Source organism: Peribacillus sp. GL_122 (assembly GCF_057835005.1).
This window is the reverse complement of record NZ_CM174415.1, coordinates 1,161,455-1,179,384: the sequence shown is the minus strand read 5'-3', so window position 1 is coordinate 1,179,384 and position 17,930 is coordinate 1,161,455. Positions and strand designations below refer to the sequence as shown.

At 42.7% G+C, this 17,930-nt stretch carries 17 protein-coding genes; 8 read left to right on the top strand and 9 right to left on the bottom strand.

What is annotated here, in order from left to right; translation table 11 throughout:
* Positions 1-31: 31 nt before the first annotated feature.
* Positions 32-385 (top strand): hypothetical protein, encoded by a 354-nt coding sequence (locus tag AC3ISB_RS05675; RefSeq protein WP_141993084.1) that lies wholly within the window; start codon positions 32-34, stop codon positions 383-385.
* A gap of 370 nt (positions 386-755) precedes the next feature.
* Positions 756-2,867 (top strand): peptidoglycan D,D-transpeptidase FtsI family protein, encoded by a 2,112-nt coding sequence (locus AC3ISB_RS05670; protein ID WP_141993083.1) that lies wholly within the window; start codon positions 756-758, stop codon positions 2,865-2,867.
* Between the two features lie 54 nt (positions 2,868-2,921).
* On the opposite strand, the gene AC3ISB_RS05665 is transcribed toward AC3ISB_RS05670, so the two are convergent.
* Positions 2,922-3,389 carry a CBS domain-containing protein gene (locus AC3ISB_RS05665; RefSeq protein WP_098372535.1) on the bottom strand — a complete coding sequence of 156 codons (468 nt, stop codon included), beginning with the start codon at positions 3,387-3,389 and terminating at the stop codon, positions 2,922-2,924.
* A 73-nt stretch (positions 3,390-3,462) separates the two neighbouring features.
* Positions 3,463-4,953 carry a glycerol kinase GlpK gene (glpK, locus tag AC3ISB_RS05660; RefSeq protein WP_098372536.1) on the bottom strand — a complete coding sequence of 497 codons (1,491 nt, stop codon included), beginning with the start codon at positions 4,951-4,953 and terminating at the stop codon, positions 3,463-3,465.
* 192 nt (positions 4,954-5,145) lie between these two features.
* On the opposite strand from glpK, the gene AC3ISB_RS05655 reads away from it, so the two are divergent.
* Together AC3ISB_RS05655 and AC3ISB_RS05650 are read left to right on the top strand one after the other, a co-directional pair.
* Positions 5,146-5,937: a TIGR00266 family protein gene (locus AC3ISB_RS05655; protein ID WP_076367363.1), complete on the top strand. Its 792-nt coding sequence runs from the start codon at positions 5,146-5,148 to the stop codon at positions 5,935-5,937.
* 63 nt (positions 5,938-6,000) lie between these two features.
* The gene (locus tag AC3ISB_RS05650) at positions 6,001-6,231 is read left to right on the top strand and encodes a hypothetical protein (protein ID WP_141993082.1); all 231 of its coding nucleotides are present in this window, start codon (positions 6,001-6,003) and stop codon (positions 6,229-6,231) included.
* A 1-nt stretch (position 6,232) separates the two neighbouring features.
* Here the strand turns inward: AC3ISB_RS05650 and AC3ISB_RS05645 are convergent, their stop codons facing one another.
* Positions 6,233-6,982 carry an SDR family NAD(P)-dependent oxidoreductase gene (locus AC3ISB_RS05645; protein ID WP_141993081.1) on the bottom strand — a complete coding sequence of 250 codons (750 nt, stop codon included), beginning with the start codon at positions 6,980-6,982 and terminating at the stop codon, positions 6,233-6,235.
* Positions 6,983-7,226: 244 nt separating this feature from the next.
* Between AC3ISB_RS05645 and AC3ISB_RS05640 the strand changes: the two genes are divergently transcribed.
* Complete coding sequence (locus tag AC3ISB_RS05640; RefSeq protein WP_141993080.1) at positions 7,227-7,529, top strand: phasin family protein; 303 nt, start codon at positions 7,227-7,229, stop codon at positions 7,527-7,529.
* Between the two features lie 15 nt (positions 7,530-7,544).
* Entirely contained in the window at positions 7,545-9,215 is a 1,671-nt protein-coding gene (locus AC3ISB_RS05635; protein ID WP_489275787.1) for an ABC1 kinase family protein, read from the top strand.
* Between the two features lie 281 nt (positions 9,216-9,496).
* Here the strand turns inward: AC3ISB_RS05635 and AC3ISB_RS05630 are convergent, their stop codons facing one another.
* Complete coding sequence (locus tag AC3ISB_RS05630; RefSeq protein ID WP_141993078.1) at positions 9,497-10,462, bottom strand: catalase family peroxidase; 966 nt, start codon at positions 10,460-10,462, stop codon at positions 9,497-9,499.
* 116 nt (positions 10,463-10,578) lie between these two features.
* On the bottom strand, positions 10,579-11,007 hold the full coding sequence (locus tag AC3ISB_RS05625) for an Lrp/AsnC family transcriptional regulator (protein ID WP_098372542.1): 429 nt from the start codon (positions 11,005-11,007) through the stop codon (positions 10,579-10,581).
* Positions 11,008-11,125: 118 nt separating this feature from the next.
* On the opposite strand from AC3ISB_RS05625, the gene AC3ISB_RS05620 reads away from it, so the two are divergent.
* Complete coding sequence (locus AC3ISB_RS05620) at positions 11,126-11,521, top strand: carboxymuconolactone decarboxylase family protein (protein ID WP_489275785.1); 396 nt, start codon at positions 11,126-11,128, stop codon at positions 11,519-11,521.
* A 99-nt stretch (positions 11,522-11,620) separates the two neighbouring features.
* Here the strand turns inward: AC3ISB_RS05620 and AC3ISB_RS05615 are convergent, their stop codons facing one another.
* Positions 11,621-12,088: an Lrp/AsnC family transcriptional regulator gene (locus AC3ISB_RS05615; protein ID WP_034314805.1), complete on the bottom strand. Its 468-nt coding sequence runs from the start codon at positions 12,086-12,088 to the stop codon at positions 11,621-11,623.
* Positions 12,089-12,261: 173 nt separating this feature from the next.
* Between AC3ISB_RS05615 and hisC the strand changes: the two genes are divergently transcribed.
* Positions 12,262-13,374 (top strand): histidinol-phosphate transaminase, encoded by a 1,113-nt coding sequence (gene hisC, locus AC3ISB_RS05610; protein ID WP_489275783.1) that lies wholly within the window; start codon positions 12,262-12,264, stop codon positions 13,372-13,374.
* A gap of 89 nt (positions 13,375-13,463) precedes the next feature.
* Here hisC and AC3ISB_RS05605 read toward each other — a convergent pair whose 3' ends face one another.
* From AC3ISB_RS05605 to AC3ISB_RS05595, 3 genes are all read right to left on the bottom strand, one after another.
* Positions 13,464-14,843 (bottom strand): amino acid permease, encoded by a 1,380-nt coding sequence (locus tag AC3ISB_RS05605; RefSeq protein ID WP_098372545.1) that lies wholly within the window; start codon positions 14,841-14,843, stop codon positions 13,464-13,466.
* Positions 14,844-15,215: 372 nt separating this feature from the next.
* Positions 15,216-16,640, bottom strand: a complete 1,425-nt coding sequence (gene lpdA, locus AC3ISB_RS05600; RefSeq protein WP_489275781.1) for a dihydrolipoyl dehydrogenase — start codon at positions 16,638-16,640, stop codon at positions 15,216-15,218.
* A complete protein-coding gene (locus AC3ISB_RS05595) occupies positions 16,641-17,921 on the bottom strand; it encodes a dihydrolipoamide acetyltransferase family protein (RefSeq protein ID WP_489275780.1) in 1,281 nt (426 codons plus the stop codon). It abuts the gene before it with no gap.
* Between the last annotated feature and the right edge of the window lie 9 nt (positions 17,922-17,930).

The window sequence follows — 17,930 nt, the reverse complement described above, 5'->3', positions numbered from 1 at the left end:
GAATGGTTAGCAAAAAGAATGGGTGAATCAAATGAGAGGCATTGTACTATTGAATCCACATTACAAAATCGGGGATTTACATACGAATGAAAGCTTTGCAATCCAAAAGATTATGACGGACAAGTATATAGAATGGAAGAATATTTCCCCGGTCATACTGAATCCGTATCAAATCCATCCTTATTACACCATCCCGCATGAGCTTCTACTCAATTTACAAAATAAAAAAACGGGTCAAATCGATTGCCTGGTGCTTCACTCTCTAGAAACGATCGAACGCTTCATCTATATATACCCTGAAAAATGGCTTGAGCTTTGCGGATATTTCAAAGAGGTTATCAGCGTCGCGACTCAAACTCCCGTTAAGAAGTATGAAGCAAATTAATGCTTAAAATAAAAAATCATGGTTCTAAAGTCATTGTGAATGATTCCAAAGGTTAAAGTCATTAATTGTTCATTCATTTACTTTGTGAGCTCCCCTTTTTCACAGAAGCGACACATATATACATCTCCCCCCCATGATTGTCGCTGTGCCGTTTCGCCCTCTCTTTATCTATTAAAACCCCTTCGGACTCATCGGCCTTTATACCAATTTTCCCAATTATAAGATTACTAGGAATTATATAACTTCAAAACATTCTTTTGGAAATATAGATAAATTTACGGATAAAGCATAGAAAAATAAGTTAATTTTATATATCATTGGAGATAGGAATTTTCTTATTTTTTACTTTTACTAGAAAGGAATGTTACTGATGGCCAAAGAAAAAAAGAAAAAAACCCCAATTCCTTTCCGACTGAACTTTATGTTCTTTTTAATATTCATTTTGTTTTCAAGCCTAATCATCCGGCTTGGCATCGTCCAAATCGTGTATGGGGATGATTACCTTCGAGAAGTGGACCGAACGGAAAACGATGTGGCCAATACCCCCGTTCCCCGTGGCAAGATGTATGACCGCAACTTGAATCCGGTCGTTGATAATGAGCCACGTAATGCCATCACTTATACGAAATACCCGAATACGAAAACGGCCGATATGGTGAAGACGGCAGAGGTCCTTGCTACCTTGATAGAAAAAGATACCAAAAAGGTGACCCTGCCGGATAAAAAGGATTTTTGGATTTTAAAACATCCGAAAGAAGCCGATGCCTTGATCACCAAGGCCGAGAAGAAGAAAGTAATCGAAAAGAAACTGGAGCAAAAAGATTTATACAAACTTCAAATGGAACGGGTGACCGATGAGAATGTCCAGGAATTTTCCAAGGATGAATTGGAAGTGATCGCCATCTTCCGGGAATTCAATAGTGGCTATGCCCTCGCACCGTCGATCGTGAAGAATAAAGATGTCACCACTAAGGAATTCGCCAGGGTCAGTGAACATTTGGATGAAATGCCAGGCGTGGACGTAACGACGGATTGGGAAAGGACCTATAAGTATGATGAGACCCTCCGCTCGGTTCTTGGCAAGGTCTCTTCTTCCGAAGAAGGCATTCCCAGTGAAAATATTGACTATTATCTGGCACGCGACTATACCAGGAATGACCGGGTCGGAAAAAGTTATATCGAAAAACAATATGAAGATGTCCTGCGCGGTCAAAAGACGCGGGTTGAAAATGTGCTGAGCAAAGGGGAAGTCATCAATACGAATACCCTCACTGAAGGGCAAAGCGGAAAAGACTTGGTCCTGACAATTGATATGGAGCTGCAGCAAAAGGTAGAAGCTATCATCGAGAACGAATTGCGGAGAACTAAGGCTAAAGGAAATACCTACTTATTGGATCGTGCCTTCGTCGTTTTAATGGATCCGAACACAGGCGAGGTGCTAACCATGGCCGGTAGACAATACGGCCGCAACAGTAAAACCGGCTTGACCGAAATGAACGATTTCGCCCTTGGTAACATTACGACATCCTATACGATGGGGTCATCTGTTAAAGGAGCCACTGTCTACACGGGCTTTCAGACAGGAGCCATCGCACCAGGGTCAGCTTTTTTTGACAGAAAACTCCTTTTAGCAGGGGCTAAGAAAGGATCTTATAGTGATTTGGGTTATGTAACAGATGTCTCCGCGTTAAAGAAATCGTCGAATGTCTATATGTTCATGACGGCGATCAAAATAGCGGGCGGGCATTATATACCACATCGACCGTTAGGAATCAACAGGGAAGCTTATGCCATCATGCGGAATCATTATGCCCAATTCGGATTGGGTGTCCGTACAGGCATCGACCTGCCAAATGAATCAGTCGGATTTAAAGGAGTCGATATGTCAACAGACGGATTGCTGCTGGATTTATCGATTGGACAGTATGATACATATACTCCTATGCAATTGGCACAGTACGTATCGACGATTGCAAATGGCGGAAAAAGGCTGGAGCCCCGTATGGTCAGGGAAATAAGGAATCCTTCCAATGAACACAATGAATTGGGGAGCGTTTTTAAAACAATGAGCCCCAAAGTGTTAAATGACTTAAATGGGAAAGACGTTTGGATACAGCGTGTCCAGGAAGGATTCAGGCAGGTTGCCCAGGAGCCAGGCGGGACGGCCTATAAATATTTCGGCGGGAAGTCCTACCGTGCGGCAGCAAAAACGGGTACTGCCGAGGCCTTTTACGACGGACCGCGGAGGAATCAATATAGCGCTCCAGTCCCGACTATCAATCTGACACTTGTAGGATATGCACCTCACAATAATCCGGAAGTGGCATTCTCTGTCGTCGTGCCATGGGTGTATCAAGGCAAGCCCTCTGATGATATTAACAAACGGATCGGGCGGGACGTAATGGACGCCTACTTTAAATTGAAGGAAAAAAGAGCAAAAGGTGAATCTGATGCAGATAAGGCGGTAGAAAGCACTCAATGATAATTACAAAAAAGGCATGCTCGATTACGAGCAGGCCTTTTTTTGATGCTTCATTTATTCCAGCTTTTGAACGAATTCCTTATATAGAGCCCTAAGTGCATCTCCCCTGCTGATGATGCCGACGACTTTATCATTTTTGTCCACGACGGGGATTTTCTTGAAATGATGCTTGGAAAGGACCTTTATCAATTCATCTAACGGATCTTCGGGGGAAAGCTTTGTTATCCTTTTATTTTTAATGATTTGTGAGACTTTATCATTCATTTTGGATGTAACCTTTTCATCCAATTCTTCACCGGGAAGAACCGTAATGTATGTGAAATACCCCATGATGGCTTCTTCTGCAGGTGTCAAATAACGAAGGATATCCCCGTCCGTAACCATTCCCAATAGTTTATCATGTTCATCCACGACCGGTACCCCGCCCACTTTATTTTCGATTAAGATTCGCAGAATTTCCTTTAATGTAAAATTTGGACGGGCTACATAGACTTCTCTTATCATGAAATCCTTAACTAACATATTACCACCCCTTTTTTATGTTTGGACGTTCTGTATTCATCTCTCTACTCTATAAATAATACCCTTACTTACTCTATTTAAAAACCGTTGCCGCCTGAACTGCCTTTTTCCAGCCAGTATATAATTCCTTTCGTTCCTGTTCTTCCATCCTGGGTTCGAATTTCTTATCGACTGCCCATAGCTTTGAAATCTCTTCCTGGCTTTCCCAATACCCAACAGCTAGTCCAGCCAAATACGCTGCACCTAACGCTGTCGTTTCACTAATAACCGGTCTTTCGACGGGGACATTCAGGAGACCGCTTTGAAATTCCATCAAGAAGTTGTTTTTGACGACCCCGCCATCGACCCTCAATGACTTTAGGTTAATCCCTGAATCGACTTCCATGGCGCTAAGGACATCTTTTGTCTGGTAAGCCAACGCTTCCAATGTTGCCCGGACGAAATGCTCCTTCGATGTCCCCCTTGTCAGTCCGAATACAGCTCCCCTGACATCACTATCCCAATAAGGGGTGCCTAATCCAACAAATGCGGGGACTACATAGACTCCATCGGCTGAAGTGACCCGCAAAGCATACTTTTCACTGTCTTTCGGATCATGCAAGAGTTTCAGCCCATCCCTTAACCATTGTATGGCCGAACCTGCGACAAAAATACTGCCTTCCAAGGCATATTCGACTTTTCCATTCAGCCCCCATGCAATCGTGGTCAACAGGCCATGCTCTGATTTCACTGCCTTTTCTCCTGTATTCATCAGCATAAAGCATCCGGTGCCATACGTATTCTTGGCCATTCCTTTTTCAAAGCATTCTTGGCCGAACAAAGCTGCCTGTTGATCTCCAGCTGCTCCGGCAATCGGGATTTCGTGTCCAAAGAAATGGTGTGGCGCTGTTTTCCCGTATATCTCTGATGAAGAGCGAACATCCGGGAGCATCGATTGCGGCACTTGCAAGATTTCCAGCAGCTCTTCGTCCCACTTCAGGTCATGAATGTTATACATCAGCGTCCTTGAAGCATTCGAATAATCGGTTACATGTGCTTTACCACCCGAAAGTTTCCATATCAGCCACGTATCGATCGTACCAAACAATAAGTCTCCGTTTTCAGCCTTTTCCCGTGCCCCATCTACATGGTCGAGAATCCATTTCACCTTTGTACCGGAAAAATAAGCATCAATCAACAAACCGGTTTTCTGCAAAAATAAGTCATCGAGACCCTCATCCTTCAAATGAGTGCAAATTTCGCTTGTCTGCCGGGATTGCCAGACGATGGCATGATGGATAGGCTGACCTGTTTCCTTATCCCATACCACGGTCGTCTCCCGTTGATTCGTTATGCCAATTCCAGCGATCTGTTCCGGTTTTACATTCATTTCCGATAGACAGGAAGCGATTACCGATAGGATGGAACCCCAAATTTCATTGGCGTTATGCTCCACCCAGCCAGGATTGGGGAAATATTGGGTGAATTCCTTTTGCGCAATATGCAAGACTTCCCCGCTTTTATTAAATAAAATGGCCCGCGAACTTGTCGTTCCCTGGTCCAATGATAATATGTAAGTCTCCATGGTTGTCTCCCCCTACACTTAAGATTACGTTTCATTTCAGCTTAAGTGTCATGCTGTTTTTTCTTTCTTCATTTTACTAGATATACCCTTGAAAACAAAAAATATATAAATCACGGCGAAAAACTGAAAAATATTGGCAGGTTAAGAGTTTATCTTTTACAATGAAAATAAGGCGGATAGGAGGAATGGAAAATGAATAACCATGAAATAGATTTTAAAATATATGGAGATGACATGCAGTTTGTTGAAGTGGAATTGGACCCTCAGGAAACGGTGATTGCCGAAGCTGGAAGTTTAATGATGATGGAAGATCGAATCAAGATGGAAACCATCTTTGGCGATGGGTCTTCGAATGGTGACAGCGGAATGATGGGTAAGCTATTCGGTGCCGGGAAACGGCTCCTTACTGGTGAGAGTCTTTTCATGACGGCTTTTACGAATGAAGGACGAGATAAAAAACACGTTTCATTCGCCTCGCCTTATCCAGGTAAAATCATCCCGATGGATTTAAGCGAGCTCGGCGGGAAAATCATATGTCAAAAAGACGCTTTCCTGGCGGCAGCAAAAGGCGTTTCGGTCGGAATTGAGTTTCAGAGAAAAATAGGGGCAGGCTTCTTTGGCGGTGAAGGCTTCATCATGCAAAAACTTGAAGGAGATGGAATGACCTTCGTTCATGCCGGCGGTACGATCCATAAAAAGGAATTGGCAGCAGGAGAGATTCTACGTGTCGATACAGGATGTTTAGTGGCAATGACTAGCGGGGTAGATTATAATATTGAAACTGTAAAAGGCGTGAAAACCGCTTTATTCGGAGGCGAAGGTTTATTCTTTGCAACATTAAAAGGGCCCGGAACCGTGTGGGTGCAATCATTGCCATTCAGCCGGCTTGCCAGCCGTGTATTTGCTGCAGCGCCGCAAAATGGAGGATCATCCGAAGAAGGCAGCGTAGCTAGAGGCTTATTCAATTTATTCAACGATAAATAAGAACCGACCAATGGCTGCCATCCTGGCAGTCATTGATCACTTTTGAAAAGGATGGGTAGCTACATGCAGCTTGTTAAGTGGTCCTACATGAGACGCTATAATATCAGGGCAATTTTTGATCAATTCCCAAATTCGCCTGTTATTTTCCGAAAAATAAGAGATTACTATTTTGTTTATACCAGTCACTGGACAGCTGCCGATGCCCCTATCGGCATAAAAGAGCTTGAAGAAATGGAACAGCTGCTCAACCGTGAGCTCGGAACTGAACTGCAATATCTCTATCGGAAAAAATGAGTTACTCCTCGTACATCATTTTTCTTGTCATGCCTCCATCGACGATAAGATCCGCACCCGTAACGAAATCATTTTCCGTTGCCGTCATATAAAGACAGGCCCTTGCAATGTCTTCCGGTTTGCCAACCCGATTGGAAAAATGCTGCTGATGATCTTTATCCCTCAGAGAGTCATAATCTCCCGTTTCAATCCAGCCCGGAGAAATCGAATTGACCGTAATTTTCTCTTTGCCTAAAGAAGCGGCAAGTGCATGTGTCAGTGCTTTGATCCCTCCTTTTGTCGCTGCATAGGACTCCGAATCCGGCTCAGACATTATCGCTCTGGTTGATGCTATATTGATGATTGCACCTCCCTTTTCATTTTTCCGCATCGATTCCGCGGCTGCCCGGGAACAAAGGAAAACACTGCGCAAATTCGTATTCATCATATCGTCCCATTCCTCAATCGTCAGATCATAAAGCGATTTGAATAATGCCTTTCCTGCATTATTGATTAATATATCAATGGTTTTATATGTTTTTAAAGTTACATCCATCAAATGTTGGATGTCAGCTTCCTTTCGTACATCCGTTTTAACGAACATTGCTTCATGACCGTTACTTTTGAGCTCTTCCACATACAGAACACCTTCCCGCTCGTCCAAATCTGCGAGAACGACTGAAGCGCCGCTTTCTGCATATCCCTTGGCCACGCCTTTACCTATACCATTCGAAGCGCCTGTTACAATCACCGTTTTATTTGTGAATCCCATTATTCCATCCCCTCTTTCACAGATTTGTCCCTATCATAATATCCAATTCGCTTCACTTCAAACATTTCCACGATTGATCAACTAATCCTTTTCCTTATCATCAAAAATCTGCAGAACCCTTATATTTTTGTAGCGGCCCTAAAGTGATGTATGATAGATAGTAATAACAAGAATGAACCACGGTGAAAGGCATTCGCCATTATCTTTCTTACAGTGTGAAAATTTATATTGGAGGAATGTAAAAATGGACTTATTAAAAAATGTGTTTTCTTTAGGATTAGGTGCTGCCGCTGCTACAAAAGAGCAAATTGAAAAAGCAGTGGACTCTCTTGTGAAAAAAGGCGATATCTCAAAAGAAGATTCCAAGGTTCTTATTAAGCAATGGGTCGAAAAAGGGGAACAAGCCCAAAAGCAGCTGGATGATTCCGTCAAGGCTAAAGTCACCCAAGCGCTCAATGGCCTAAACTTGGCAACTAAAGAAGAAGTTCAGGAATTGGAGCGCCGTATCGTGATTTTGGAAAAACAGAACCAAAACATACAATCCTGATCAGGAGGTACTTGAATGTTTCGCAAGCGACTGAAACACGCACATCGTTACCAAGAAATCATTAATGCCTTCTTGAAAAATGGTTTTGGTTACTTCATCTATCGTCTGGGATTATCCGAGAGCAAAGCTGCATCGAAACTCCAACCCGATGAAAACCTGAACCTCCGCTCAATCGGAGAGCGGCTGCATACGATATTACAAAACTTGGGACCTACATTCATTAAACTTGGACAGATTGCAAGTACGAGGCGTGATTTCGTTCCTGACGAAATCGTCCGCGAACTTGAAAAGCTACAGGACCAGGTCACCCCCTTTCCATTTGAGAGGGTTCGCAAAATTGTCGAAGCCGAATTGGGTAATTCTTTGGAAAACCTTTTTCTTGAATTTCATGAAACCCCACTGGCAACCGCTTCGATTGGGCAGGTCCACACGGCACGGCTTCCATCACAGGAAGTCGTAGCAATCAAAGTGCAGCGGCCCGATATCCTGCCGACTGTGGAAACGGATTTGGAAATTCTCGATGATTTGGCAAGACTAATGGAAGCACGCATATCTTGGGCAAGACGCTACCAAATCAGAAAAATGATTGATGAATTCGCTAAATCACTCCGTGCAGAACTCGATTATAACTCCGAGGGCCGAAACGGGGAAAGAATAGCCAAGCAATTCATCGATGATCAAGGGTTTAAGGTACCAAGGATTTATTGGGAGTTTTCCACAAAAAGGGTCCTGACGATGGATTTCATACAAGGAATTAAGATCAATCATTTTAAACAGCTTGATGAAGAAGGTTATGATCGCCGGCAAATTGCGGAAAGATTAGCGAATTCCATGCTTCAGCAAATATTGATCGATGGCTTTTACCACGGCGATCCCCACCCTGGCAATATCATCATTTTGCCAGGGAATGTCGTCGCACTCATGGATTTCGGAATGGTGGGACGGTTGGAGGAAGAAACGAAGTTTCAGTTCGCCTCGCTTGTCATTAATCTGAAACGCGGCAGCACCAATGGATTGATCAAGACGCTTTCAGAGATGGGCCTCCTGACGGATGAAATCGACATGGCCCCATTAAGAGGGGATATCGATGAACTGCGAAATAAATATTATGATATCCCATTGAGCCAAATCAGCTTAGGCGGAGCTGTCAATGACCTGTTCACGGTTGCCAATCGGCATCAAGTCCAAATCCCTCCCGAATTCACGATGCTCGGCAAGGCTTTGCTTACCATGGAGGCAATTGTCGAAGGATTAGATCCGAATTTCAGCATTATGAAGGCAGCTGAACCTTTTGGCGAAAGGCTTTTTAAGGAACGCTACAATCCCAAAAACATTGCGAAGAACGCCTGGAATCAATTCATCGAGTCTGCTGAAGCCATTGCCGAATTGCCCAAGGATATCAGGGAAGTGACAGGTATCATTAAAAAAGGGAAATTGCGGCTCGATATCAACATTCCCGAACTCCAAGTTTTTTTACATAAGCTTGATCAAATCTCGAACCGGCTGTCTTTCAGTATTATCCTGCTAGCATTCAGCATAATCATGGTCGGTCTCATTATCGGCTCTGCAATAGGCGGGGAAACCTTGATCCTATGGAAGATACCGGTTATCGAGATTGGATTTGTCGTTGCAACCCTGATGTTCTTACTTATGCTCTACACCATATTCAGATCCGGAAAAATGTAAACTTACGAAAAAGGGGTTCGAATTGATCTCCGGACCATGATTTTAAAACATACTAGGTTATCCTTCATGTTTTTTTACTGTTATATAAATGAGACCCTTGTAAAATTGAAGAAATTTGCGACACTCCTGCCGAATAACTGGCTAGCAAAGTCCCTACAGGCCTTTGCTTTGAAGAGGCTCGGCTCAGTCCGAGGAAAGGAAGCTGATTTCTTAAAGTAAGTTTGCCAACATTCTGAAGGGAACCCCTATAGTAAGGGAATTCCCTTTTTTCTTGATTTCATTCATTTGTTATTTATCCGACGTTCATAAGAGACGGCATATGCACTATGGCGAAAATGCAAGATTCGGTCTTCCGAGCATTCGATTCCTTCAGGAATATTGGTTGGATCGAACATTAATGTATCTTTTGACACTGCCGATTTTCTGGAAATCATTAAATGCCCTATCGTGATTACCTGTTTATCTTCCGACCAAGCTGTGGTTGGATCGTCAGTCGGGTCATTTTCCCCTCCTATTTGGATGTTCAATTTAAAGCCCACCGGACATTGCTTGAGCCTCTCTTCCATTTCTTCATCCAGATACTCCGGCGCCTGCTTGGCCACCTCCTTTTTTTCTAGCATACTAAGGCCGGCATCAGGTACCCACTCGTACTTGATGGCCTGCCGCCTTCCTTCCGCGTTAATGAAATAGAATGCATGAATGGAGTAATATTGACACATTGAGAAACTGGCTGGAGAACGCATTTCTTTAAGCATTTGCAGGCTTGCCTTGCTTTCAGGGTATTTCCACATGATTTTTGCAAGCTCTTTCAGATTGGGGAAACCTTCTTTGGCAGCCTTGAAAAAGTCAGCAATATCAACAAACGCTTCCGGTGTTTTCGCAAAGAATAACGGAATGGTCACAGTAATAAGATCTGATTCCTCTCCATTCGGCAATTGAAACTTGACGGCCATGCCCTTTACAGGGGAAATGGCATCAGGATGGCTTGGAATCGGCGAGCTATTTGAAAAACGAATGATCACCGGCACAGCTTCATCCTGAAGATGCGGAGCCACCGTTAATGGGGACGCTTTTCCGTTTGGGGTAAAAACCCCCTCATAAACATATCCCCTTGCATGCGCACGCCGATAACCAGGATATGTTCCAGCTACATTTTCAATCACATTAACTGCTTCTCTGGCTAGTTCAGGTTTAAAGTCGTCCATTCCCTCCAATACCTCACCCCACCTTTTCAGATTCGAATCCATTATTACATGTACCCCTTATTCCAATACTTATTCTTATTGAATCACCGAAAGCATTAATCGCCAAAAAAACACCTGGAAATATCCAGGCGCTGCACACATCATGTTAGAAAAATTACTCATTCCAGTTCCCGCTCCACCTTTGAAAGGATCACATGGGTAACAGTTGCCGCAAACGGAATGGTCCGATTGATGAATTCCTCAACTTCTTCAAGGCTCTCACTGTGGATTTTCAGCATAAAGCAAGCCTGCCCGGCAATTCGATAACAAAAGTCAACATTCGGCACCTTGGAGATATACTTTTTGAATTTCTCATATTCCCCATTTTTTATCGTTGCTTCCACGATACACTCAATTGGAAAACCAATCTTTTTATGATCAATCTCGGCAACATACCCTTTAATGATCCCGAACGACTCCATTTGCCGTACCCGTTCGGCAACGGTGGGAGCGGAGAGGTTTACTTTCTTTGCCAATTCCCTCATGGAAATTCGGCTATTCAACGTTAATTCAGCAAGGATGCTCTGGTCTTTTTCATCAATTTTCATTCTATAAATATTCCCCTTCTTTTCTTTACATTTATTCATTATTAAACCGAAATGCTTTACAAATGGAATTAAAATTCCTGGATTTTTATATTAGGATTATCTCAAAGGAGAGATGTACATGACAAGAATAAAAGAATCATCGCGGGGATCCAGTCCATTTCAAAGATTATTTCATTCTGAAGAGATTTCGCATAAATGGTCGGATCTCTCAGATTGCATATCTGCAGATGGGAAACTTTCAAAGAAGTTAAAGGAAAACGTCAGAAGGGTTCTGGCATACGGTAATGGCTGCTCATATTGTCAGGCAAAAGGGATTCCACTAAAGCCGGAAGATATGAAAGAAAGCTATGCAATCGCCTTTGCGGAAGTATTCCTCTTGCAACGTGAAAAAACGGAGGAATACTTCTTCCTAGTATTGAAGGAGGCATTCAGTGATGAAGAGATTTCTGAACTATTGGCATTCATTTGTTTTACAACGGCCCAGCAATATTTCGGGGCTTTGATGGATTTATAATAACACCAAAAAAGGAACAGGCACTGCGCCTCGTTCCTTTCTGTAAATCTTCATTAGTTTCCGTGCAAACCCATTTACAAGGATCGGTTGAAATTCCACTTAGGATTTCGCACCATGATCCTCCATTTCATTGATCCTAGGAAGGATGGAGCGGGAAGGTACCGGGGATGTCAAAACCACGGATGTATTCAGATGTCCATATGGTATTAATCGATCTATCAGTAATCTCATGCTGTCCATATCAGCCAAAGCCGCTTTCAAAAAATATCCAACAGTTCCTGTTACACGATGGCACTCGATAATGTCTAAATCATTTTTCACCAATTGCTCAAAATCGGAAACTGGAACCTTAAGTTCACTCACCTGAATGAACACAAGTACACCCCTTCCTATTGCCAGAGGTGAAACCCTTGCGCTGAACCCCTCAATGATCCCTTTTTCTTGCAGGCGATACATACGTTCAGAGATGCTAGGTCGACTGAGAGCCAATTTCTTCGATAGTTCACTAATCGTAATGCGTCCATCCTTTTGTAAAAGTTCCAGTAAACTGACATCTATTTCATCCATGAAGCAACCGCCTTTCATAATGAAGGAATATAAGCTTATATTTCTTTAAAATGTTGTATGGATAGTGAAAAATACATTCTTTTTTGTATGTAATTTTATCAGTTAATATTCTATCATTAAAATAATCCAATAGAAAAAGAAAATTCAGAATTTACCAAAGGGAGGAACCTGCATTGACCTTTACGAAAATCCCGGTTCGACAAAACATCGAAAGCATTAGTCCATATGTTTCGGGCAAGCCAATTGAAGAAGTGCAACGTGAACTTGGTCTTGAAACGATTGTTAAATTGGCATCCAATGAGAATCCATTCGGCTGCTCAACTCTAGCAAAAGAAGCCATGATTACCGAAATGGAGCAAACCTCCTTTTATCCTGAAGGTATGGCACCTGCATTAGCTGAAAAGTTGGCAAGGAAATTGAATATCAATAAAGATCATATCATTTTAGGCAATGGATCTGATGAAGTGATTCGTTTATTAACACGAACCTATATCCAACAAAATGATGAAGTCATCATGGCTGATGTGACATTTCCACGATATGAAACGAATGTATTGATTGACGGCGGCACACCTGTAAAGATACCTCTTATTAATGGTGTACATGACCTAAAGGGGATGTATGATGCCATAACAGAAAAAACAAGAATGATATTTGTCTGTAATCCCAATAATCCGACAGGAACAATCGTTCAAAAAGAAAAGTTACGCTCTTTTATCGAGAAGGTGCCGAAACATATTTTACTGATTGTTGATGAAGCATACTATGAATATGTCGATGATGCAGAATATTTAGAAACCTTGCCGCTTTTAAATATGCATTCAAATCTGGTCATCTTACGCACTTTTTCAAAGATTTATGGACTGGCTGCATTAAGGATTGGATACGGTTTAATGGATGCTTCCATCATACAAGAGCTAGTTAAAGTGAAGGAACCCTTCAATACCAATCGTTTAGCACAGGCTGCGGCATTCGCTTCCCTCGACGACCATCGATTTGTTGAGGAATGTGTTCGTAAGAATGGGGAAGGAAGAAGATATTTAGAAAACGAACTAAGCAAGATGGGATTAACATTCTTCCCTTCACATGCCAACTTCTTGATGGTTAAATTGACTCAGCCTGGCAGGGACATTTTTGAGAAGTTATTAATTCAAGGTGTCATCATCCGTTCCGGTCATTTGCTAGGCTATGAAAATACTATCCGCGTGACCATCGGCACTCCACTTGAAAACGAGAGGTTCATATCCTCCTTAAAACATATAATTAATGAAACGTCAGGTACATGAACGATCGAAATGAATTTGCAGTATATCGATGATTATTAATGAAAGATACGACATGGACGCCTTTGCCCATGTCGTATCTTTTCCGTGATTTATTTAGCAATATCCTTTTCTATTATCGTTGTTTCCTGTTCATCCCCACTTTTAAATTTAAAAATGGAAATCGAGATTAATGCAGCCAACACAATCAGGCAAGCAATGATACTGATCCGATTCTGTTCACTGAAAACGAACGATACACAAATGATGCTTAAGGTGATTATGGCAAACAAGGTTACATATGGAAATCCCCACAATTTAAAACTCGGGGCTTTGGGATATGAATTGCGAAGTTTTAGCTGCGCTAAACAGATGCTGATCCATACAAGGGATACTACAAAACCTGGAAACGCCATTAATAAAGTAAATGCCTTGTCCTGTGCAACGAAAGTAATCATGGAGCCGACGACCAATACAAAAGCACTTAATATCAAACTATACAAAGGAACGCCATTTTTTGATACATAAGAGAACGACTTGGGAGCTTCCCCTTCTGCAGCCAAAGAATGCAGCATGCGGGTACACCCATATATTCCAGAGTTAGCGGCAGATAAGACGGCCGTAATCAAAATGAAATTCATGATATGTGCAGATCCCTGAAAACCGGACATTGACAAAACTTGTACAAACGGACTTGCCTGGTCGCTAATTTCGTTCCAAGGAATCAAACCGCAGATTACAAGTATCGGTAAGGTGAAAAATAATACGACTCTCCAAATATAGTTTTTAATGACCTTCGGTAAAATGCGTTCCGCATCCTTTGCTTCGGTTACCGTCACCCCGATTAACTCTGAACCGCCATAGGAGAACATGACGATCAGTAATGCCGAAAAGATGGACATCCACCCATTTGGGAAAAACCCACCATGCCCGGTGAAGTTTTGAAGATAATTAGATCCGCCGCTTGGGATGACTCCAAATAAAATACAGGCTCCCAATATGATGAATACGATGATCATTGTAATTTTAATGCCAGCAAACCAAAATTCGAATTCACCATAATTTTTGACATTCATCATGTTAATCCCAATGATGAAAGCCGCACACCCCAAACTTAATATCCATAGCGGGATTGCTGGGAGCCAATACTGCAAGAAACTTCCTGCCACTACTACCTCAATGACACATACGGATAGCCACATGAAACAATACATCCAGCCTATGATGAATGAAAAGCGGTTACCGAATGCTTTCTGAACGAAACCTTTCATATTCGTATTTGGATAGACAATTGCCATTTCCGCTATAGCACCCATGACTACAAGCAGTAATAATCCTGCAAAAATATAAGTGAATATGACTCCGGGCCCTGCTAACGATATGGTTTCGGCACTTCCTTTAAAAATGCCAGTACCTATTGCCCCTCCCATTGCCATCATGCTAATATGCCGCGGCAATAATTTCTTTTGCAGTGACCCACCATTTGATTCCATTACATCTGCCTCCTTCTTTCCATAATTTTTTCATATAAAAAATTAAACCCATTTCAATCGTTGAATGGCGAATAGATAAGTTATCTCATCAACCGTTTTGGTTTAGGAGTGGAAGGATGCAAAGCCTTCTTGAAAAATCTTTTCATACTTCACCAAAGTAAAAATGATATCAATATGTTGTTAGTTTTACAAGAGGAATCATCGCAGGCTATTACGGATCCTATCTGGTCAAACGCCGGGTAAAATTTTGGAAATGGCGTGAATTTGCTGATAGCCTTGCCTTTCGAGGACCAGTGACAGGTTTCTGACTCCATTAAAATAAAACACTCTAATCGGGGACTACTTTGGTAATCCCCATGACTTTACCTTTTCCTATTTATTTACGATGTGAATCGCATGTCCCAAAACTGCCTCAGCCGCTTCCATCCACCCCTCAGTCAAAGTTGGATGTGGATGCATGATGAGGGCTATATCTTCGACCCTAGCCGCCAGCTCAAGGGCAAGGACCCCTTCACCTATAAGGTTGGAAGCATCAGCACCTACCATATGCATTCCGAGCAATATGTGGCTATCAGCATCCACGATCACTTCAGCAAATCCTTCTGTTTCATTCGTTGCAAGCGCCCTTCCATTGGCACTGAACGGAAATTTGCCGATTTTGACGCTGTATCCCTGTTGTTCAGCTTCTTCACGGCTTAAACCAACACCAGCTATTTGTGGGTCCGAGAAGATTACATAGGGAACATTAGGTGAGTCAACGGCACTTGGCAGCCCCCCTATCACTTCAGCTGCCACTATACCCTGTTTGGACGCTCGATGCGCAAGAGCTGGACCAGGTGTAATATCACCGATGGCAAAGATGTGCGGCACATTTGTACGACATTCCATATCCACTGCTATATGGCCTTTTTCACCAACTGTAACTCCAACCCGATTCAGGCCAATTTCTTCAGAGTTAGGTACCCTCCCAATTGTAACCAGGGTCTTTTCACTCACGACCACTTCCATCCCCTGTTCCTCTGAGGATACATGAAGGTGTACATGGCCATCCACTACACTCGCCTTTTCTACCCTCGTGGATGTTTTAATATTCACCCCAAGCTTCTTGGCATTCCGGTTGACTTCCTTTACAAGGTTTTCAGCAATTTGGGGGAGTATGCGATTGGCCATTTCAATGATGGTCACTTTAGTACCTAGCTTTGCAAATGCCATACCCAATTCGATTCCGATATATCCACCGCCAATGATCGACAAGCTTGCTGGAACTTCCTGCAGCTGCAAAGATGATGTTGAATCCAATATATATTCTCCATCGACTTTAATGAAGGATGGAATGAATGGTCTGGACCCCGTCGCAATAATTGCCTGTTCAAACTTGTAGGTTTCAAAATCTCCATCGGTTTCAACTCCAATACGGTCATCAGATAAAAAGGCTGCTTGACCTTTAACCACCGTCACTCCATTTTCCTTACACAAATGGGCAATACCTTGCCTCAACTGAGATGTGATGCCCGCTTTCCAATCCTGCCAAACTCCCAAGTCCATAGTGGTACTTTCCTGGGATAGCCGGATTCCCATTTTCCCTAAATCGTTAAGCCTTTGGTATTGATCAGCTGTGTGAATTAATGCCTTTGAAGGTATACAGCCCCGATTAAGGCAAACCCCGCCCAGCTTTTCCTTTTCAACCAGCACGACCGATTTTCCTAACTGGCCGAGACGGATAGCCGCAGCATATCCTCCCGGACCTCCTCCAATGATGATAACATCCGTCTCTACAGCAACTTCCCCTACTACCATTTATCTCATCTCCACAACTAATCGAATTGGATTTTCCAGCAATTCCTTGATTCTATTGGTAAAATGCACCGCTGTTACCCCATCAATCAAACGATGATCGAAAGAAAGAGACATATTCATCATTAAACGGATAACACCTTCCAAATCGCGAACGACCATGCGATGTTCCATTTTATGCAAAGCTAGTATGGCCGCTTCCGGATAGTTAATGATCGGGGTCGCGTGCATCCCTCCGATCGGTCCTACATTGCTGATGGTAAATGTACTGCCTGTTATTTGATCAATGCTCAACTTCCCTTCACGGGCTTGGGCTGCCAATTGTTTGATTTCATCAGCAAGTTGGAAAATGGTCTTTTGATCGGCATGTTTTATGACAGGAACTATGAGACCCTCTTTTGTATTCGTCGCAATCCCAATATGATAATAATTCTTCAGGATGATTTCATTGGTCTTTTCATCAATTGAAGCGTTTAATGTTTTGAACTCCTTTAAGGCGATGACAATGGCTTTAACGAAAAATGGCAAAAAAGTCAACTTAATATCCTTATCATCGGAGTACTCTTTTAATTGATTTTTAAATTCCTTCAATCGGTCCATTTCCAATTCATCTACATGGGTTACATGAGGAATGGTCGAAACCGACTTTACCATATGTTCAGCGATTTTTTTTCGAATGCCTTTAAGCGGGATCCGCTCTTCCCACTCATTTTCCACTCCTTTTGCCTGGATGGCATCATTCACCTGGTCCATCTCTTGAACAATCTTGTTATCATGATGTTTGGCATCTTCCAGTGTAATCGAGTTATTTTCTTTAAACTGCTTCAGGTCACTTTCGGTAATTCGCCCAGCCGGACCGGAGCCTTTAACCTTCTCGATATCAACCTTCATTTCCCTCGCCATTTGACGAACGAATGGCGTTGCCAACGCACGCGCTACCTCATGATGCTGTTTAGTCGTAATATGCTCTGCATTTACTTTTACATCACCAGATTGCACGACTTGGATTTCTTCTTCAATCATGCCTTTATCCGGAACTGACACATCGTTCTCTTCCTGAATTGTGAATATGGTGGTTCCCACTTCCACGATATCCCCTTCGGAAAAAAATATTTTCTTGACCACTCCCGCTGCAGGAGCCGTCAGTTCTGCATTGACTTTATCCGTTTGCACCTCAACAATGGGTTGGTCCTGTTTTACCGCCTCCCCTTCTTTGATGAGCCATTGGATAATTTCCCCTTCATGCATCCCTTCCCCTACATCAGGAAGTTTAAATTCCATCATGCGTCATCC